This is a genomic window from Mesorhizobium sp. M1088 (assembly GCF_040318575.1).
In the GTDB taxonomy this organism is placed as follows: Bacteria; Pseudomonadota; Alphaproteobacteria; order Rhizobiales; family Rhizobiaceae; genus Mesorhizobium.
In genome coordinates this window covers 468,609-485,693 of the sequence record NZ_JAMYMO010000001.1, presented here as the reverse complement: position 1 = coordinate 485,693, position 17,085 = coordinate 468,609, and the positions used below count along the sequence as shown (strand labels likewise).

Annotated in this window: 15 protein-coding genes; 2 read left to right on the top strand and 13 right to left on the bottom strand. The window is 64.7% G+C overall.

Going from position 1 to position 17,085, the window contains the following annotated elements; all coding sequences use genetic code 11:
* Positions 1–39: 39 nt before the first annotated feature.
* The 13 genes from NKH49_RS02440 to NKH49_RS02380 all read right to left on the bottom strand — a co-directional run bounded on the left by NKH49_RS02440 (position 40) and on the right by NKH49_RS02380 (position 14,649).
* The gene (locus tag NKH49_RS02440; protein ID WP_352612512.1) at positions 40–1,545 is read right to left on the bottom strand and encodes an aldehyde dehydrogenase family protein; all 1,506 of its coding nucleotides are present in this window, start codon (positions 1,543–1,545) and stop codon (positions 40–42) included.
* Positions 1,542–2,030, bottom strand: coding sequence for a (2Fe-2S)-binding protein (locus tag NKH49_RS02435; protein ID WP_352612510.1), 489 nt, complete (start codon positions 2,028–2,030; stop codon positions 1,542–1,544). The genes NKH49_RS02440 and NKH49_RS02435 overlap by 4 nt, the downstream gene beginning before the upstream one ends.
* Positions 2,027–5,173, bottom strand: a complete 3,147-nt coding sequence (locus NKH49_RS02430; RefSeq protein WP_352870975.1) for a molybdopterin cofactor-binding domain-containing protein — start codon at positions 5,171–5,173, stop codon at positions 2,027–2,029. Before NKH49_RS02430 ends, NKH49_RS02435 begins: the two co-directional genes overlap by 4 nt.
* On the bottom strand, positions 5,170–6,036 hold the full coding sequence (locus NKH49_RS02425; RefSeq protein WP_352612505.1) for an aromatic ring-hydroxylating dioxygenase subunit alpha: 867 nt from the start codon (positions 6,034–6,036) through the stop codon (positions 5,170–5,172). Before NKH49_RS02425 ends, NKH49_RS02430 begins: the two co-directional genes overlap by 4 nt.
* A 14-nt stretch (positions 6,037–6,050) precedes the next feature.
* Positions 6,051–7,424 (bottom strand): amidohydrolase family protein, encoded by a 1,374-nt coding sequence (locus NKH49_RS02420; protein ID WP_352502552.1) that lies wholly within the window; start codon positions 7,422–7,424, stop codon positions 6,051–6,053.
* A gap of 39 nt (positions 7,425–7,463) precedes the next feature.
* Positions 7,464–9,032: a GMC family oxidoreductase gene (locus tag NKH49_RS02415; protein ID WP_352612503.1), complete on the bottom strand. Its 1,569-nt coding sequence runs from the start codon at positions 9,030–9,032 to the stop codon at positions 7,464–7,466.
* Positions 9,033–9,039: 7 nt separating this feature from the next.
* A complete protein-coding gene (locus NKH49_RS02410; protein WP_352612501.1) occupies positions 9,040–9,648 on the bottom strand; it encodes a thiamine pyrophosphate-dependent enzyme in 609 nt (202 codons plus the stop codon).
* On the bottom strand, positions 9,645–10,145 hold the full coding sequence (locus NKH49_RS02405) for a thiamine pyrophosphate-binding protein (protein WP_352612499.1): 501 nt from the start codon (positions 10,143–10,145) through the stop codon (positions 9,645–9,647). The genes NKH49_RS02410 and NKH49_RS02405 overlap by 4 nt, the downstream gene beginning before the upstream one ends.
* A 90-nt stretch (positions 10,146–10,235) precedes the next feature.
* The gene (locus NKH49_RS02400) at positions 10,236–11,156 is read right to left on the bottom strand and encodes a LysR family transcriptional regulator (RefSeq protein WP_352470590.1); all 921 of its coding nucleotides are present in this window, start codon (positions 11,154–11,156) and stop codon (positions 10,236–10,238) included.
* Positions 11,157–12,959 carry an adenine deaminase gene (locus tag NKH49_RS02395; protein ID WP_352470591.1) on the bottom strand — a complete coding sequence of 601 codons (1,803 nt, stop codon included), beginning with the start codon at positions 12,957–12,959 and terminating at the stop codon, positions 11,157–11,159.
* Between the two features lie 36 nt (positions 12,960–12,995).
* On the bottom strand, positions 12,996–13,631 hold the full coding sequence (locus tag NKH49_RS02390; RefSeq protein ID WP_352612496.1) for a glutathione S-transferase family protein: 636 nt from the start codon (positions 13,629–13,631) through the stop codon (positions 12,996–12,998).
* Entirely contained in the window at positions 13,628–14,350 is a 723-nt protein-coding gene (locus NKH49_RS02385; protein ID WP_352470593.1) for a Rieske 2Fe-2S domain-containing protein, read from the bottom strand. Before NKH49_RS02385 ends, NKH49_RS02390 begins: the two co-directional genes overlap by 4 nt.
* On the bottom strand, positions 14,347–14,649 hold the full coding sequence (locus tag NKH49_RS02380; RefSeq protein WP_352470594.1) for a hypothetical protein: 303 nt from the start codon (positions 14,647–14,649) through the stop codon (positions 14,347–14,349). Before NKH49_RS02380 ends, NKH49_RS02385 begins: the two co-directional genes overlap by 4 nt.
* A 223-nt stretch (positions 14,650–14,872) precedes the next feature.
* Here NKH49_RS02380 and add point away from each other — a divergent pair, with 223 nt between their 5' ends.
* On the top strand, positions 14,873–15,913 hold the full coding sequence (add, locus tag NKH49_RS02375) for an adenosine deaminase (RefSeq protein WP_352612493.1): 1,041 nt from the start codon (positions 14,873–14,875) through the stop codon (positions 15,911–15,913).
* Positions 15,914–15,940: 27 nt separating this feature from the next.
* Positions 15,941–17,062, top strand: a complete 1,122-nt coding sequence (locus NKH49_RS02370; RefSeq protein WP_352612491.1) for a BMP family ABC transporter substrate-binding protein — start codon at positions 15,941–15,943, stop codon at positions 17,060–17,062.
* Positions 17,063–17,085: the final 23 nt, after the last annotated feature.

Sequence of the window (17,085 nt, the reverse complement as noted above, 5' to 3'; positions counted from 1 at the left end):
GTCAGCCTCCGATCCGCGAACATCGCGGAAAAGGCGCGGCTAAATCACCGCGCAGACCGTTTTCGTCTCGAGATAGTTCTCCAGACCCGGTGCGCCGTTCTCATAGCCCCAACCGGATTGCTTGTGGCCGCCCTTCGGCAGTTCCGGCGAGAAGTAGGAATGGCAATTGATCCAGACGGTGCCCGACCGGATACGTGCGGCAAGGCGATGCGCAGTGGATAGGTCGCGGGTCCAGACGCTTGCGGCGAGGCCGTAGGGCGAGTCGTTCGCAAGGCTTATCGCCTCCGCGACATCGTCGAACGGTGTCACGGCAACGACCGGGCCGAAGATTTCCTCGCGCATCATGCGCATGTCCGGGCGCACGCCGGTAACCACGGTCGGCTCGAAGAAGTTGTCGAAGCGCCGGCCGCCGGCGATGATCTCGGCGCCGCTGGAAGCACCATCGCCGACGTAGAAGGCGACGCGCGCAGCCTGGGTTCCGTTGACCAGCGGACCAAGGTCGGTATCCGGGCCAAGCCCGTGTCCGAGACGCAGCTTTCGCGCCTCTTCCGCCAGCCCCTCCGCCAGACGGTCGTAGATCGAGCGATGCGCATAGACACGCGAGCCGGCGACGCAGACCTGGCCGGCATTGGCGAAGATCCCCCGAGCCACTCCGGGGATTGCGAGCCCCATGTCCGCATCGGGCATGATGATGGCCGGCGACTTGCCGCCCAGCTCGAGCGTCAGCTTCTTCAGATTGCCGCGCGCTGCGGAGACGATCATCTTTCCGACTTCCGTCGAGCCGGTGAAGGCGACCTTATCGACATCGGGATCTGCAGCCAATGCTGCGCCCACGGTTTCACCGAGACCGGTCACGATATTGACGACGCCGTCAGGCAAGCCGGCTTCGATCATCAGTTCGCCGAGCCTGAGCGCGGTGAGCGACGTTTCCTCAGCTGGCTTGAGCACGATCGTACAGCCGGCGGCAAGCGCCGGGGCGAGCTTCATCGAGGCCATAAGCAGCGGCGAATTCCATGGCGTTATGGCAGCCACGACACCGATCGGCTCTCGCACCGTGTAGGCGAAAATCTTGCTGCCCACCGGTTGGTAGCTGATGGAGGTGGGGATGGTCGTGCCGAGGATTTTCGTGGCAAAACCGGCAAAATAGCGGAACTGCTCGGCCGAGGCGGGAATCTCGGCGAAGCGCGAGGTCTTCAGCGACTTTCCTTGGTCAAGCGTCTCGAGTTCTGCAAGCTCATCGGCATGGCGTTCAATCAGGTCGGCGATGCGCCATAGCAGCTTGCCGCGTGCCGACGGTGTCATGTCGCGCCAGCTCTCGCCTTCGAAAGCAGCACGCGCCGCAGCAACGGCGCGCCCGGCGTCATCGGCTGTGCCTTGCGCCAGCAGCGCGAGCGTGTCGCCATTCGCAGGATCGGTCGCGGGCAAGGTTGCGCCATCGCTGGCGTCGCACCAGCCGCCGCCGATCAGGTGCCGCATTCTGGGTTTGGCCAGGAACGCCTCGACGCCTGCGTGCCTGGCTGCACCGTTTCGAATGATGACCGTCATGTCCGTACCCCGCAAGCGAACGCCTCGACCGCCGCGAGGGCACCGCGGATGATGGAATGATAGCCGGTACAGCGGCAGATATTGCCTTCGAGCGCAGTGCGGATCTGAGACTCGTCTGGAGCCGGATTCTCCAGCAGCAGAGCGGTCAGCGCAACAGTGATGCCGGGTGCGCAGTAGCCGCACTGGAAAGCGTTTTCGGCCGCCAGAGCCTGGCGCAGGACAATGGCTTCGGGAAGGTCGTCGAAACCCTCCGGCGTGATGATGGTGGCCCCGTCGAGTTGCCACGACATGAGCAGACAGCCATTGACCGCGCGATCGTCCATCAGCACGGAACAAGCGCCGCAGCGGCCGATGCCGCAAGCCATCTTGGCGGCAGTCATGCCGAAATGATCGCGCAGCAGGTCGATCAGGCGCAACTCGGCGGGCACGGCCAGCGCCTGGCGGCAGCCGTTTAGGTTAAAGGTAATCGCGATCTCGGCACTCACGCTGCACTCCTCTGCAGCGCGTCGAGTACCCATTCAGGATCGACCGGGAGGCGCTCGGGCCAAGCCCCTGTGGCGTCCGCAATCGCGTTGACGACGGCTGGCGTCACGGCACCAATGCCAAGCTCACCAACTCCGCGCGGGCCGAACGGGTCGTCCTCGTCCAGATCCTCCAACGCGAAGGTCGCGAAGCTTTCCGGCGTGTCGGCAATGCCTGGCAGCATGTAGAAATCGAGGTTGCCGGCAAGATCCCGGCCATCCCGCATAGCCGCGTCCTCAGTGAGGGTGAAGCCCAGCCCCTGGACGCCGCCGCCTTCGATCTGGCCAAGATAGGCGGCAGCATCGAGCATCGGTCCGGCCGCGGTATGCTGATGGAGCTCGAGCACGCGTATCTGCCCAGTGATGCGGCTCACGGCAACGCGCGCCAGTGTCGCGCCGAAGGCGAAGATCAGGCGTGCATTGCCTTCCAGATAGTCCGATTTCGGAAACTCGAAGCTGACGGCAGCAGCTGGCAGCCGGTCGGGAGGCAACGCCTCGGCAAGTTCGGCGAAACTCAAGAGCAGTGACCCGCTGTTGGAATGTCGCTCGACGATACCGCCGGGTGCCAGCGCCAGCGTCCCGGCTTCGCGGCAAAGCAGCTGGCCCGCTGCTGCCAGGAGGTCGCGCGTAAAAGGTGGTGCGGCGACTGCTGCGACCCGCCAAACCACGTGAGTGCCGCGCGAGGCGGTGGAGGAGCCGGATTCGGGCGTCGCCGCCGTATCACCGGTGACCGGCCGGACATCGTCGCGGCCGCAGCCGAGCGCTCCGGCGACCGCGGCCTTCACCGAGGTGAGCAGGCCTTGTCCCATCTCGTCCAGGCCATAGAGCGCTTCGATCATGCCATCCGGAGCCAAGCGCAACGCGCCTCCGGCCGGGTCCGGCGGCAGCGTGCCTAGTCCATTGCCTTGATAGTTCATCGCCATCCCGACGCCGATAGTCTCAGAGCCGTCGAACGACGGACCACGCGGCTTGGCCCAGATCGGGTCAGCAGCGGCGGCTTGCAGCATCTCGGCCAGACGTTCGGACGGCGCGACCTGCTGGCCGAGATGGCCTCGCGTGCCAGGCTCGCGCAAATTGCGGCGCCGTATCTCGATAATGTCGATGTCGGCGGCTTCGCCCAGCCGGTCCAGCTGGCACTCTACCGCGAAGGCCATCTGGTTGGCACCGAAGCCACGAAACGCGCCGCAGACGCCGTTATTGGTATAGGCGAGCCTGCCCGAGCTGAGGACGTTGGGAACGACATATGGCCCGCAGGCGTGTTCGAGCGCCGTCTCAAGCACGCCCGGACCGAGCGACGCGTAGGCGCCGGCATCCGCGATCACATCCACCTGTTGGGCGAGCAGACGACCCTCGGCGTCGCAGGCGGTGCGCATATGGATGTGCATGGCATTGCGCTTGGTACCCGCGATGACGGATTCCGCCCGCTCGAGATGCAGCCGCACGGCGCGTCCGGTCTTCAGCGCCAGCAGGGCCAGGGCCGGCTGCACGGTCAGCTCGTCCTTGCCGCCGAAAGCGCCGCCAGTCGGGCTGGTGACCACCCGTATCCGCTCTTGCGGCATACCGAGGATGCGCGAGAGCTGCATGCGGTCGCGGCGGCCATGCTGCCCACCGGCAAAGACGTTCAGGGTACCATCCGTGCCGACGAAAGCGTAGCCGCCCTCCGTCTCCATAAAGCCGTGCATCTGGCTCGGCGTTTCGTAGACAGCCTCGACGATATGAGCTGCCTTGGCAAAAGCCGCGGCGGCATCGCCACGCGTGAACTCGAAGCTGCACTGCAGATTGCCTGAGGCGTGGACCGGCTCGGCCCCAGCGGCGAGTGCCTGTTGGGGATCGCTCACAATTGGCAGCGGCTCGTATTCGACGCTGACGAGAGCAAGCGCGCGTTCGGCCGTCCGTGTGTCAACAGCGGCAACGGCAGCAACAGCGTCGCCGAAATAGCGGACCTTGTCGAAGCACAGTGCCGGCTGATCCTGCACGACAATGCCGAAGGCATTGCTGCCGGCAATGTCGCGGTGCGTTACAACCGCCGCGACTCCTGGCAGCGCCTCGGCCGCGCTCGTATCGATGGAAACGATCCTTGCATGGGGAATGCCGGCACGCCGAATGCGCCCGACCAGCATGGCGGGCTCGCGACGGTCGGTCAGGTATTCGAGCCTGCCTGCGATTTTCGGTGCAACGTCCGGCCGCTGGTGCCAGCGTGCGCCGATCTCCGATCGCGACACGAGAATTTCGGCAGGTGGATTTCCGTACGGCACGGTCCGCCGGCGCGGCGAATGTGCTCCTTGGGACAACTTTCCGCCGAGCCCGAAGACCAGCGCATTCGCCACGACACTGCGCCGATAGCGGTCGGACCGCCATGCATCATCGATCGCCGGCGCCTCTTCGAGAATTGCGGCGTGCAGCTCGGCCCAATCGATCTCTTGGAGGCGCCGGCCGATGAGCAGCGCTTCGGCGTGACCGAGACGGGCTGCTTCCCCGCCGCCGCTGGCCGCGAGCCGCGCGATCGTGACACGATCGTCCGCCGTTTCGATCAACCCGGCGACACCGGCCACGCTTGGGGTGAAGGCGGCGCGCAGGCCGACTTTGCGATGGGTCCAGCGAGCGGCAGGCTGCGGTGGAACGATGACCGTCTCAATGAGGCCCGCTGACGGTGCGTCGGCCAACCATTGCGCGAGCGGCACGACGGCGCGCCCAGCCGGTGAGACGATCTCCAGCTTCGCATCGATCGCGAGCAGGGCCGGCAGAAGGCAACCCGTGCCCCCCGCGACGTTGCCGCCCAGCGTTGCGAGATTGCGGACGGCGGGTCCCGCCGTGGCGCGGACTGCGGCTGCGAGCAGAGGCAAAGTCTCGCCTATCGCCCGGTCACGCTCCAAGGCACCCAGGGTCGTCAGTGCGCCGATCCGAAACCCGTCGCCGGCCAGTTGGATGCCCTTCAGGCAGGCGATACGGCCGATGTCGATGAGGCGCCGCGGCTTTGGCAGGCCCTTCGCCCAGCCGAGCTGCAGCGCCGTGCCCCCGGCGACCAGTTGCGACGCGCCCTCGCCTGCCAATGACAGCGCCTCGGCAACGGAGGTCGGGCGAAGCACCTGGAGACCCGACTCGGTCATGTGGCTCTCGCGGTCGTGCCGAAACGGATGCCTTTTTCCTTCAGCCAGCGGCGGTAGGCGATGGAGGCGCTGTCGGCGCGGGTCGGGATTTCCATCCGCGGCTCGAGCGGAAGGCGCAGCGGCCGCTGGTTCTCCACGATGATCCGGTCTTGCAGGAAGATGACCTGTTCGAAGTTGAGCAACGCCGTCTGCGTCGAAGCCGAGTCGACGAGATACATGACCGGCTGGGCGCGGCAGCGGTCTTCCTCGATGGGCTGGATGAACAGCGCGATTGCGTCGAGCCGGTCCGGCGCCACGGGGCACACGCGATAGAGCATCACCACGAATGGGCTCGGCACGCGATAGGTCAGATGCACGAACGCGCCGGAGCTTTCCGTGGCGGCAATGCGCGGCTGGAAAAACGTGCAGTTGGTCGCCCAGACCTCGTCTACTTCGCGACGTATCTCGCTCAGATAGGCGGGTACTTCCGTGTGCGGCTCCGAGCCGAGAATGTCGGTATGCACGAAGGGGAAATGCGCCATGTCGAGGAAGTTCTCCACGACACGCAAACCCGACGCCCGCATCGTCACCCAGCCGCAGGGCACGTAGCGGCGGTCGGGTTCCGATGCCTCGGCGATCTCGAAGATTTCCTTCCCGGGCAGGCCCAGCGTCGTCCAGACGCAGCCGTAGCGCTGCCGGACGGGCAGCGCGGGGCCGCGGTTGCCGTCGTCCAGGACCTCCCGAACCGTGATTTCGCCCGTGATGTCACGGACCAGTTCGATGTCTTGGCCGAGCAGCCGCGTATGGCTCGGCGCGCCATCCAGGTCGGCGACCGTCTCCACCGCGTACCAATCGTCCAGTGCCGCCCTGTCCGTCGTCTTCATGACCGGGGCTCGCCTTATTGAGTCCATTGCAGGCTGCCGCCGGAATTCTGGGCAAGGAAAGCGGCGCGCCGGGCGAACAGGCCAGGCGCGACGCGATGGATTTCGGCGATGATCTCGCGCAGGTCGCCGGTGCGCAGCGCGCCGTCCTCGGCCAGGATCTCGCCATCGACCATCGTCAAAGACACGTCGCTGCCGCGCACGGCGTGGACAAGATTGTGATGGAAGTTGAAATAGGGTCCGTCGCGGAAGACCGGCGTCATGCGCGGCGTATCGGTGCGGACCGCGATGATGTCGGCGCGCTTGCCGACTTCAATCGAGCCGATCTCGTGGTCGAGACCGATCGCCCTGGCGCCGAGAATGGTGGCCATGCGCAGCACCTGCCAGCTATCCATGGCGGCGGCGTCGAGGTCCTTGAGCTTGCCCAGCAGCGAAGTCACCTTCATCTCTTCGAACATATCGAAATTGTTGTTCTCCTTCTCGCCGTCGGTGCCGATCCCGACAGGCACGCCGGCCTTCAGCATCTCAGCCACCAACGCGATGCCGCTTGCCAGCTTCATGTTGGAAACAGGATTGTGGGCCACCGAAACGCGGCGCTTGGAAATAAGCTCGATCTCTTCTCGATCGAGCCAGACGGCGTGGGCGATCATGGCGCGCGGCGTTTCGAAGAAGCCAAGGTCGTCCAGCGCGAACATCGGGCGTTTGCCGTAGCGCCGCTTAAATTCCGCGATCTCGATCTCGGCCTCGCTGCAATGCGTGTGGAAGCCGGTGTCGTGTTTCCTTGCGAGTTCGATCGCCCGGCGCTGGCCGGCCCCGTCGGCATAAAACAGATGCTCCAGCCCGACCCACACATTGATACGGCCGCCCGCCTTGCGATGCCAGCCCTCGATCATCGCCTCGTTCATGTCGAGTGTGTCGAAGTAGTTGTAGTCGGGATGCTCGCCGACGTAAGGCACGGCGACCAGGCGGTTGCCGATCGCCTCGGCCGCCCTGGCGCTGCCTTCCATGAACCGCCACATGTCGACGACGGTGGTCGTGCCGCCGAGCACGGATTCCGCGTAGCAGAGCCACGATGCCGCCTCGGCCTCGTGCGGCTGCAGCACGCGATGCATCGGATTGATATGGAGCGTCAGCCAGTCCCAAACCGGCAGGTGCTCCGCCGTGCCGCGCAAAAAACCGGAATGCGCATGGGCATTGACCAGCCCAGGCAAAAGCACCGCATTGTCGAGTTTCTTCACGGCCACGGCCGGATACGCAGCGCGCAATGCTGCGAGTGCGCTGACCGCGGCGATACGACCATCCTCGACCAGCACGGCGCCATCAGGCAACACGTGGTTATCTTCATCCATGGTGAGCAGCGTGTCGGCAGCGAGGATGAGACCTTGGGTCATCGCGGGTACTCCGTGTGCGGTCCGTCGGTCATGACATCCTCAAGCTGCCGCCGCGAGCAGGAAATCGGCGGCGCGCTCGCCGATCATCGTGGCGGGCGCGTGGGTGTTGCAGGTCGGGATCGTTGGGATCACCGAGGCATCGGCAACGTGCAGGCCGTCCAGCCCGTGCACGGCGAGACGGCTGTCGACGACGGCCATCGCGTCCTCGCCCATCTTGGCTGTTCCGCAGGTGTGGAAGAACGTCGTGCACGCCTCGCGGATGAAGGCGATTGTCTCGGTGCGGGTCAGTCGGCGGTCAGGTGCGGCAAAGTTGCGGAAGACACCGGCGTTCGCCTTTGCAGCCGCCATCTCCATCACCATCTCGACCGCAGTGACCATGGCGTCGAGATCTTCCGGTTCCGCCAGAAAGTTCGGTTGGATTTCGAGCGGTCCGCCGGGCTTGCCGTCGAGCAACTTCAAGTGCCCGACGCTCTTCGAGCGCATCAGGCCCGCACCGAAGGAAAAGACATCGCCGGATAGATCGTAGCGCGCGCGGATCGCCGGTTCGGCGCTGTTGCCCTGGACGGGGAAGGCATGCAGGTCGGGCTGCGGCAGGTCCGGCCGCGACTTCCAGTTGACCATCGAGCCACCGCCATTGCCCACTATCGGTCCGATCGGTCGTTTCGCGCGGAAGACGCAGGCCTGCGCCAGCGGATGGTCCTGAAGATTCCTGCCGACACCCGGCAGGGCGCGAACGAGCGCAATGCCAAGGCGCTGCAGTTCGATCGGATCGCCGATGCCCGACAGCATCAGCAGGCGCGGCGTGTCGATGGCCCCGGCCGCGAGCACGATGCTCTCTTGCGCGCGCGTTTCGCAGATTTCGCCGCCGACGAGGTGCTTGACCGCGACGCATCGGCTGCCTTCGACCGTCAGGCCGATGGCCGCGGATCCGGTCAGCACCGTCAGCATCGGGTGATCCAGGATCGGCACGAGATAGCCCGTCGCCGAACTCCAGCGCTTGCCGTCGCAGATGTTGAAATTCGCGGCCGCCGCCCCCTCGTTGCCGGGGCCGTTCGGATCGTCGATTACGGGGATGCCGATTTCGGCCGCGCCATCGATCAGCGCCTGCGCGACCGGGTGCAGTGCCGCCGGCCGCTCGATATGGAGCGGACCGCCCGCTCCGCGAAACTCGCTTGCACCGTCGCGCCAGTCCTCGCAGCGCCGGAAATAGGGCAGCACGTCGGCGAAGCTCCAGCCCTTGGCGCCGCCAGCCTCCCAGGCATCGTAATCTTGCGGATGGCCGCGATACCACATCATCGCGTTGATGGCGCTTGAGCCGCCAAGCAGGCGCCCGCGCGGGATGCCGATGGTACGCCCATTCACCCTCAGTGTCGGAGCATAATCATAGCCCCAGTCATAGGTGCTGCGGCCAAGCGGCACCCACTTGCCGGGGTCCTCGATCTCTTCGAACCCAAGACCCGTCGGGCCGGCCTCGATCAGGAGGACGTCGGCGCCGGCATCGACCAGTCGCCGCGTCACCGCACAGCCACCGGAACCCGAGCCGACCACCACGTAATCGTAGCTGCGTTTCAGTGCGCGTCGGGGGACGACAGGTCCGAGGGTGCCCATGATCTCGTCAGTTGTGCTCGCTCGGGCCCATGATGACGATGCCTTCGCTCGCCTCGACATGGCGGACGAAGATATACTTGTCCTCGCGGCCGTCGCTGTGTTTGCGCTTGATGTCCGGCTGGACCGTTCCCGAGACCTTGGCGACCACTATATAGGGTGCCTCCATGGCGAGCCCCCTTGCGCAATGTGCGTCGAACTCCTCCACCGTGCGCGCCGTATGGGCGTTCTCGACGCCGGCGCCGCGCGCGATCGCGGCAAGGTCGACGCGGCCCAGCGCCGTATGGGTCGGCGGGCCGCCGATCGACTGGTAGCACTCATTGTCCCAGACCACGACGAAGAGGTTCTTCGGCTGCTCGTTTCCGAGCGTGGCCAGAATGCCCAGGTTGAAGAGCAGGCCGCCATCCGTATCGAGCGAAATGACGCGGCGGTGCGGCAGGCCGGCGGCGAGCCCGAAGGCCTGCGGCGTGACGCAGCCGAGTTGCTGCTGGAACAGACTCGCCTCGCGCATATGCGGCGCGGCGTTGTACCACTCGTCGACGCTGCCGCCGAGCGAAAGGATCACCAGCTCATCCTTCAGCCGCGCGGCGAGCGCCTTCATGCAGTCGAAGCGTTTCACCGCACCACCTCGCCGCCGAGCGCCACAGCCGAATGGTAATAGGACGCATAGGACCAGGAATAGGCGTCAAGGATGGCGCGCTCGATCTTCGCCTCCTCTGTGACGATCCGGTATGGCACGCGCAGCGCGTTCAGCACCGGCTCCATGGTGATGCCATGCGGGACTGCCCACCAGTTGTTCTCGCCGAGCTCGCCGCGATAGCTCATCAGCATCACGACCGGGATGCCGGCTCCAAGGCCCATGCGGGCCAGCGGCTCGACCGAGGCGCGCAAGCCGGAATTTTCCATGACCAGCGCCGCGCGCTTGCCCGACAGGAAGACCCCGCCACATATCGCCGCGCCCTCACCCTCGTTGGTGACGCGGATCGTGCGGATATCCGGATCGGCATCAAGGGCCGGATAGAGCTCCTTGAACAACGAATCGGGCAGATAGCAGACGATGCTCACTCCCGCCCGCTTAAGCCCCCGAATGACCGCGTCGACCGCACTCTGCTTCATGACATCCCCTTCGGCCGGGAAGTCTCGCAAAGCTCAGTTGTTCGAGATAGGGACAAATTACTCTCTTTATCGATGCGCAAAATGCAACAACTAATCATGCAACGCCTCGACCATGCGGGCCAGCAGCGCCGCGAATGCGGAGGCCGCATCCGACATTTCGCGTTCAAGCCGGGCGAGCAGCATCAGCCGGTGCGGGTTCATGCGAGAATCGCGCAACGGCACGAAAACGAGCGATCCGTCAGCCACTTCCGGCTCGATGCCGAGCTTGGTGCGAAGCACCACGCCGAGGTTGAGGCGCACCATCTCGGTCATCAGTCCGATCGAGTTGGTCCGTGACCGTCGCGTGATGTCGATCATGGAGCGCCCGATCGCATCGTCGATCGAAATGCCCAAAGCAAGGCTGTTGTCCGAGACGATGACCTGTTCGCCGGCAAGATCGAACAGCTTCACTTCCTTGCGGCCGGCAAGGCGGCTGCCCGGATGAGCGACGACGCCCAGCGGCAGAGGCGTGCTCGCGATCTTGCGCACGTTGCGCGGCACGCGCACGTCGAAAGCAAGCGCCAGATCGCATTCGCCGTCGGCAACCGCATCGCAGGCGCGCTGCGACCCGGCGACATGCACATCGACCGATATCTGCGGGTGGCGCTTCCAGAATTCCTTAAGCGCGTTCGGCACCAGCCCGCGCGCCGCGCTCTCCACGATCGCCACGGACAACGAGCCGCGGTTGAGGCCACTGAGATCATTGATCTCGGACGAGGCGCGCGCCAACTCGGTGATGCTCTGACGCGCGTGGTAGAGCAGAAGCTCGCCTGCGCTGGTCAGTTTCAGTCGCTGGCGCACACGCTCGAAGAGCGGCGTGCCCAGTTCGTCCTCCAGGCCCTTGATGACGCGGCTGATGGAGGATGGCGCCACGTTGAGCGCCTGCGCGGTCTGGCGAACCGAGCCCAGCCGCGCGACCATTTGGAAATAATGGATGCGCGGTGAGACCAGCCCAAGTCGGAAGGGATCCACTCAGGCGGCCTCAAAGGCGGGGACGATCTCCATTTCCGGCACCAGCACGAGACCTTTGTCGGTGATACGGATTTCGGGGATGACCGAGAGCGGGATGAGGTTGAAGCCCATATAGGGAATGCAGCAGCCGGCCGCCTCCCATTCCCGTTTGAGGATCTTCACCTCCTCCGCGACCTCAGTGACGCGCTTGTCGGACAAAAGGCCGGCGATCGGCAGTTCAACCATGGCAGTCACTTTGCCGTCGACGACGACACAGACGCCGCCTTGCGTTTCCTCGATCGCCCGCAGCGCCACCTGCATGTCGGCCTCGTTGAGGCCGGCGATGATGATGTTGTGGCTGTCGTGACCGACAGACGATGCGACGGCGCCGCGTCGCAGCGTGAAATTGCTGAGCAGCCCGTAGGCGACGTTGCCGTCCGACTTGCCATGGCGCTCGACCACAGTGACGAAGCACAGGCCGTGGCGGTCGAAATGGTTCTGCCAATCGTTGGACGGATCGAGCGTGATCTTCTGGTGGCCGAGCGTGATCCCCGGCAGTTCGGTGCGGATGGTATGCGCCACCACCTTGCCGGTTGGCAGCTCCGGCGTCAGCTTGATCTGCTTCGGCAGCTTCACTGTGTGGTAGGCCGTGTCCGGATAGCGGTAGCGGGTCGAGAGGGCCTGGTCGAGCAGCGGCATGATCTTGCCGTCATCGACGACGAGTTCGCCGCCATACCACGTGCTAACGGGATCGAAGCCGTCGTCGAGCAGCACCAGGTCGGCACGGCGGCCACCACCGAGGCCTCCGATTTCGCCTTCCATTGCAAAGCGCGTCGCGCCATGCAGCGAGCCCATCGACCAGGCCTGCTCCGGCGTCATGCCGGCCTTCATCGCCTCGCGCGTCACCCAGTCCAGGCCGAAGAGCATCAGGTCGTCAGCATCGCGGTCGTCGGTGCAGACCGCGATGCGCTTATGCGAGGCTCCGAGTTCCGTAATCGTCTTGATCGCTGCGGGCAGGCTGTGCCACGGTGTCGTCGGCGGGCCGCCACGCAGGAACAGCCAGATGCCGGCCTCGAGCATGTCGTCGGCGATCTCGCGGTCGATCGCCTCATGGGTATCGGTGACGCCGGAGGCCGCATAGGCCGACACGAATTCGCGTCCATAGACGTGTCCCGACACCGGGCGGCCGCGTCTCAGCGCCGCAGCGAGGATGGCATGGCTGCGTTCATCGCCCATAGCCACTGGCACGAAATCCATCTTCTCGCCTAGCGCCACGGCTTCCGGCCATTTGTCGAACAATGCGCCGATCTTCTCGGCTGTCAGGTCGCCACCGGCCGTTTCCAGCAACGGCGAAGTTGCCGGGACGGTGCTCGGAACCGTCAGGAAAATGGACAACGGCGCCAGGCGCGCGTCCTCCAGCATCGCCTCGATGCCAGCAACGTCCATGACGTTGCCGATCTCGTGGCTGTCGCAGAAGAGGGTCGTGGTGCCGTTGAGCAGCGCCGCCTCGGCGTAGGCGCAGGCCGTCACCATCGAGGATTCGATGTGGATGTGCGGATCGACCAGGCCGGGGGCGACGATGCCGCCCCTGGCGTCATATATCCTGGCGCTGCCACCCTTATAAGTGCCGGCCGGCTTCACAGCGGCGATCCGCCCTCCCGACAACCAGATCTCGCGGCCTGGAAGCACGCGCTCCGAATAGGTCGACAACACGCGTGCGCCGGCAATGACCAGATCGGGATCGGCTCGCCCGGAAGCGACGCCGGCCAGCCGCCGGGTCATGGACGAGAGCGGCTGGACGGAAAAGCGCGTGAGAGAGGTCATTCTGTTGCTTGCCTCGTTCTCGTCGAATGTTGGGCGTCAATGGTAATCGGGGATGCCCGGCATGGTCGTGAAGCCCGGAAGCGCGCGGAAGCGACGCACCCAGCGGCGCAGCGCCGGATACTCGTCATGGTCGACGCCGAAATCGCGGCTCAGCGCAAACGCCGGAAAAAGCGCGATGTCGGCGATGGTCGGGCGGTCCGCAGCGAACCATTCTTTCTTGTCGAAACCCCGCGCGGTCATATGGTCGTCCATGGCGCGGAGTGCGTGCGCGGCACCGGCCCGCAGCGCAGCCTCGTCGCCGCCGGCGCCGAACATGGCATGGCGGCGCGCGGCGCCGGCAACGCCGAGATCGCCGGCCGCGAAGAAAAGCCACTGCATCACCTTGGCGAAATCCGAACCATCCGCCGGCAGCCATGCACCCGTTGAATCGTGGCTGCGCGCCAGATGGACGATGATGGACTCGGCGCCGAACATCGTCACCTCGTCGTCGCGGAGAATGGGCAGGCTGCCCGCCGGGTTCATGGCCAGGAATGGCGGCGTCTTCTGCTCCGCCCCCGGAAATGCATCGACTGCAACGGTCTGCCATTCCAGGCCGAGCATGGAAAGCGCCAGCCGCACCTTGTAGCAGTTTTCGTCCAGCTCGTAGTTGTAGAGCGTGATCCTCGCCATCATGCAGCCCGCGTCGTCGAGGTCGCGCCGGTACGCCCGGTCTCGAGATGATGACGCAGCTCGCTCGTCCAAGCGAAGAAATGCTTCTGCCCCTTGCCGGCATACTTGGCTGCCGGTCCGTCAATCACGATGTGTAGGGCCGATCGTTTGTCGGTCAGTTCCTGCAGGCCAAGAAGCAGCGTGTCTTCGCCGACCGTCAGGCTGAACAGCATCCCGCTCAGCGCCTTCAGCTCAGCGAGCCCGGATCCGCGGGAGAAGGGCCTGGGCGGCATGGCCCTCACGACATCGATCACCATTGCGGCGGGACTGTCGAGATGCAGGCTGCGGACCGGCACCACCTCCTCTGCCAAGGCAGGCAATTCGGGCAATGCTGCTGCCGGATCCAGTGCCGTCCAGACTATCCCAGCCGCCTCGGCCGATCTGTGGGCAGACACGGTAATGGACGCCGGCACCCTGAGATCGGGGTGGGCCGGAATGTATCGGCACTGGCCGGCCGCATCGTACTGCCAGCCGTGATAAAGACAGGCAATATGATCGCCGCGGACAAAACCGAAGCTCAGCTTCATACCGCGATGCGGGCAGCGATCCTCCCACACATGCGCTGCGCCACTGTTGTCGCGCCAGACCACCAGCTCGTTTCCGCCAAGGCGGATTCCGGCCGAACTGCCCGGCTCGATCGATCCCGACAGCGCCACTGGGTGCCATCCAGCCTGTATCGTCATTCTGCGTCTTTCCCTCTGGAATATTCCCAAATTTCGGCCCGTTCGCAGTCCATCACCAGACAGTCGATTGGCCCCAAGCTACATGCCATCTCGAAGGCATCGATGAGATCGGGCTGGCCCGAAACCTGGACGACAAAAAAATCGTCCGCGGCTTCGTGCACCAGCAGATCGAGATTGAGCCGAGCGGCACGCCTGTCGGCGAACTCGCCAAAGCTCGACGACACCAGTCGGCCGATGAAGCGCAGGCGCGTTGTTTGAGGCGGAGGCGCAGGGTTCTGCGCTTCCCGTAGGTGCTTCATGCCTATATTTCTCCCGGCCTGCACATTTTTTAAGCAGTTTTAGAATGTGTCTAGTTAGGCATCATTTTTTGGCTTGTGCAAGCCCCGTTTCCCTGACATCTGTTGCGTATCAGGTGATCGGACAGTTGGAAAAAGCCGCGATTATCGAACAACTCGGCAGCCGTCCGTCGCCCAAGAAAACCAGGTGCGGCTTGGGATTGCCAATCCGGGCGAGTGAGCGTCGATGTCGTTGTCAAGTTTCATTCAGCTCATGCCGAAGGTCGAGTTGCACTTGCACCTCGAGGGCGCCGTATCCACAGAGACATTCGCCGAGCTGGCGGCGCTGAACGCGGTGCCGCTGCCGGACGGCAGACCGACATCGGAGCTCTACAGCTACGGCAACCTGCTGGATTTCCTGAAGATTTACGATCTGGTTTGCGCCTCGATCAGGACTGCGGACGATTTCTCTCGCATCACCTTCGAGGCACTGGAGCGCTGCGCTAAAGCCGGTGCGCGCTACGTCGAACTGTTCTTCAGCCCGCATGCGCATCTGGCTCATGGCGTGGCCTATTCGACTATGCTCGAAGGCATCCTCGACGGCTTTCACCGCGCAAAGGAGCGCTATGGGCTTATGGCAAAGCTGATACCGGCGCATGCGAAGCCGCTCGGCGCGGCAGGTGGCGAGCGCTTCCTGGACATGGTTCTGGCCGAGCGCCCGGCTGAGGTGATCGGCATCGGCTTCGATTACGACGAACGCCCGAACCCACCGCCGATGTTTGCGCGCATCGTCGAGCGAGCGCGGGCTGCCGGGCTCAATGTCACCAACCATGCAGGCGAGGATGGCCCGGCGGACTATGTCCGCGATACCGTCGACGTCCTCGGCCTGAGACGGGTCGACCACGGCTACCATGTCGTCGACGATCCGGCGCTGATGGAGCAGTGCAAGGAGATGGGCATCGTCTTCACCTGCTGTCCGAGCACGACGCTGGCCACCACCGTCTGGCGTGACCTCGCCGCGCCCGACCACGCGATCCGCCGCATGATCGAGGCCGGGCTTACCGTGACGATCCACTCCGACGATCCGCCCATGTTCGCCACGACGCTCGACCGCGAATACGCGCTGATCGCCGAAAATTTTGCGCTCGGGCCGCCGGCACTGAAGCGGATCGCGCTGGCTGGCCTGTCCGCAGCATGGCTCGACGACGACATCAAGCAGGCATGGCTGGCCGACTGGTCGGCAGAAATCGACCGCCTCATGGAAACCGAACTGTCTCTCCCGAACTGAACACGACACGGAACAAAGGACCGAAGCATGATCGACCTGCGCAATCTCTCCCGCCGAGGCTTCCTCAACATGGGCGCCGCGGCCGGCGCCTCGCTGCTCCTGCCGAAATCCGGCCTTATCACGCCCGCCCATGCACAGACGCCGCTCGCCGCCGTCGCCGAGGAAAACGCGGTCATCGCCTTCGGCCACACCGGTCCGGTGACCGATGAAGGCTGGACCTGGAGCCACGACCAGGGCATGAAGGCCGTGCAGGAAGCGTTCCCGAAGCTGAAGACGCTGTTCGTCGAAAGCATCCCCTATTCGGCCGACGCGACCCGCACCTTCCGCCAGTTCGTCTCGGAAGGTGCCAACATGGTGTTTGCCACCTCCAACTATGGCGACTTCCTCTACGACGTGGCCAAGCGTTCGCCGGACGTCGCCTTCTATGAATGCGATGGCCGCAACCCGCTCGAAAATCTCTCGACCTACTATCTCGCCCACTGGTACCCGACCTACGTCACCGGTGTCGCCGCGGGCCTGATGAGCAAGAGCGGCAAGCTCGGCTACGTCGCCTCCTTCCCTGTTCCGTCGGTCTTTTCCGGCACCAATGCCTTCCTGATGGGCGCCCGTTCGGTCAATCCCAACGCCACGATGCAGACCATCGTCATCAACTCGTGGTTCGATCCGCAGGCTGCCACCCAGGCCGGCACCGCGCTCATCGACAACGGCGCCGACCTTCTGTTCGGCATCATGGACGAAGCAGGCTATCTACAGGTGGCCGAGCAGCGCGGCGCGAAGGCCGTGATGTGGAATACCGACATCCGCCGCTACGGGCCGAAGGCCTACGTCTCCTCGATCGCCATCGACTTCAAGAAATTCTATGTCGAGCAGGTGCGCCTGCGCCTCGAAGGCAAGTGGACGCCCTCGCAGACCATCCTGCCGATGGGCGGCGGTATCGACCGCGATGCCTGGGGCGAGACGGTGCCCACCGAGGTCGCAAAGCAGGCCGATGCCGTGCGCGACAAGATTCTCGGCGGCTGGAGCCCGTTCGAGGGCGAGATCAAGGACACCAAGGGCAACGTCAAGGTGGCTGCCGGCCATCGCATGACCGAAGAGGAACTCTACAACTGGGATTGGTCGATCGAAGGCGTCAGCGGCCTCCAAGCGTAATCCCGAAAGATTGCAGAGTTTTC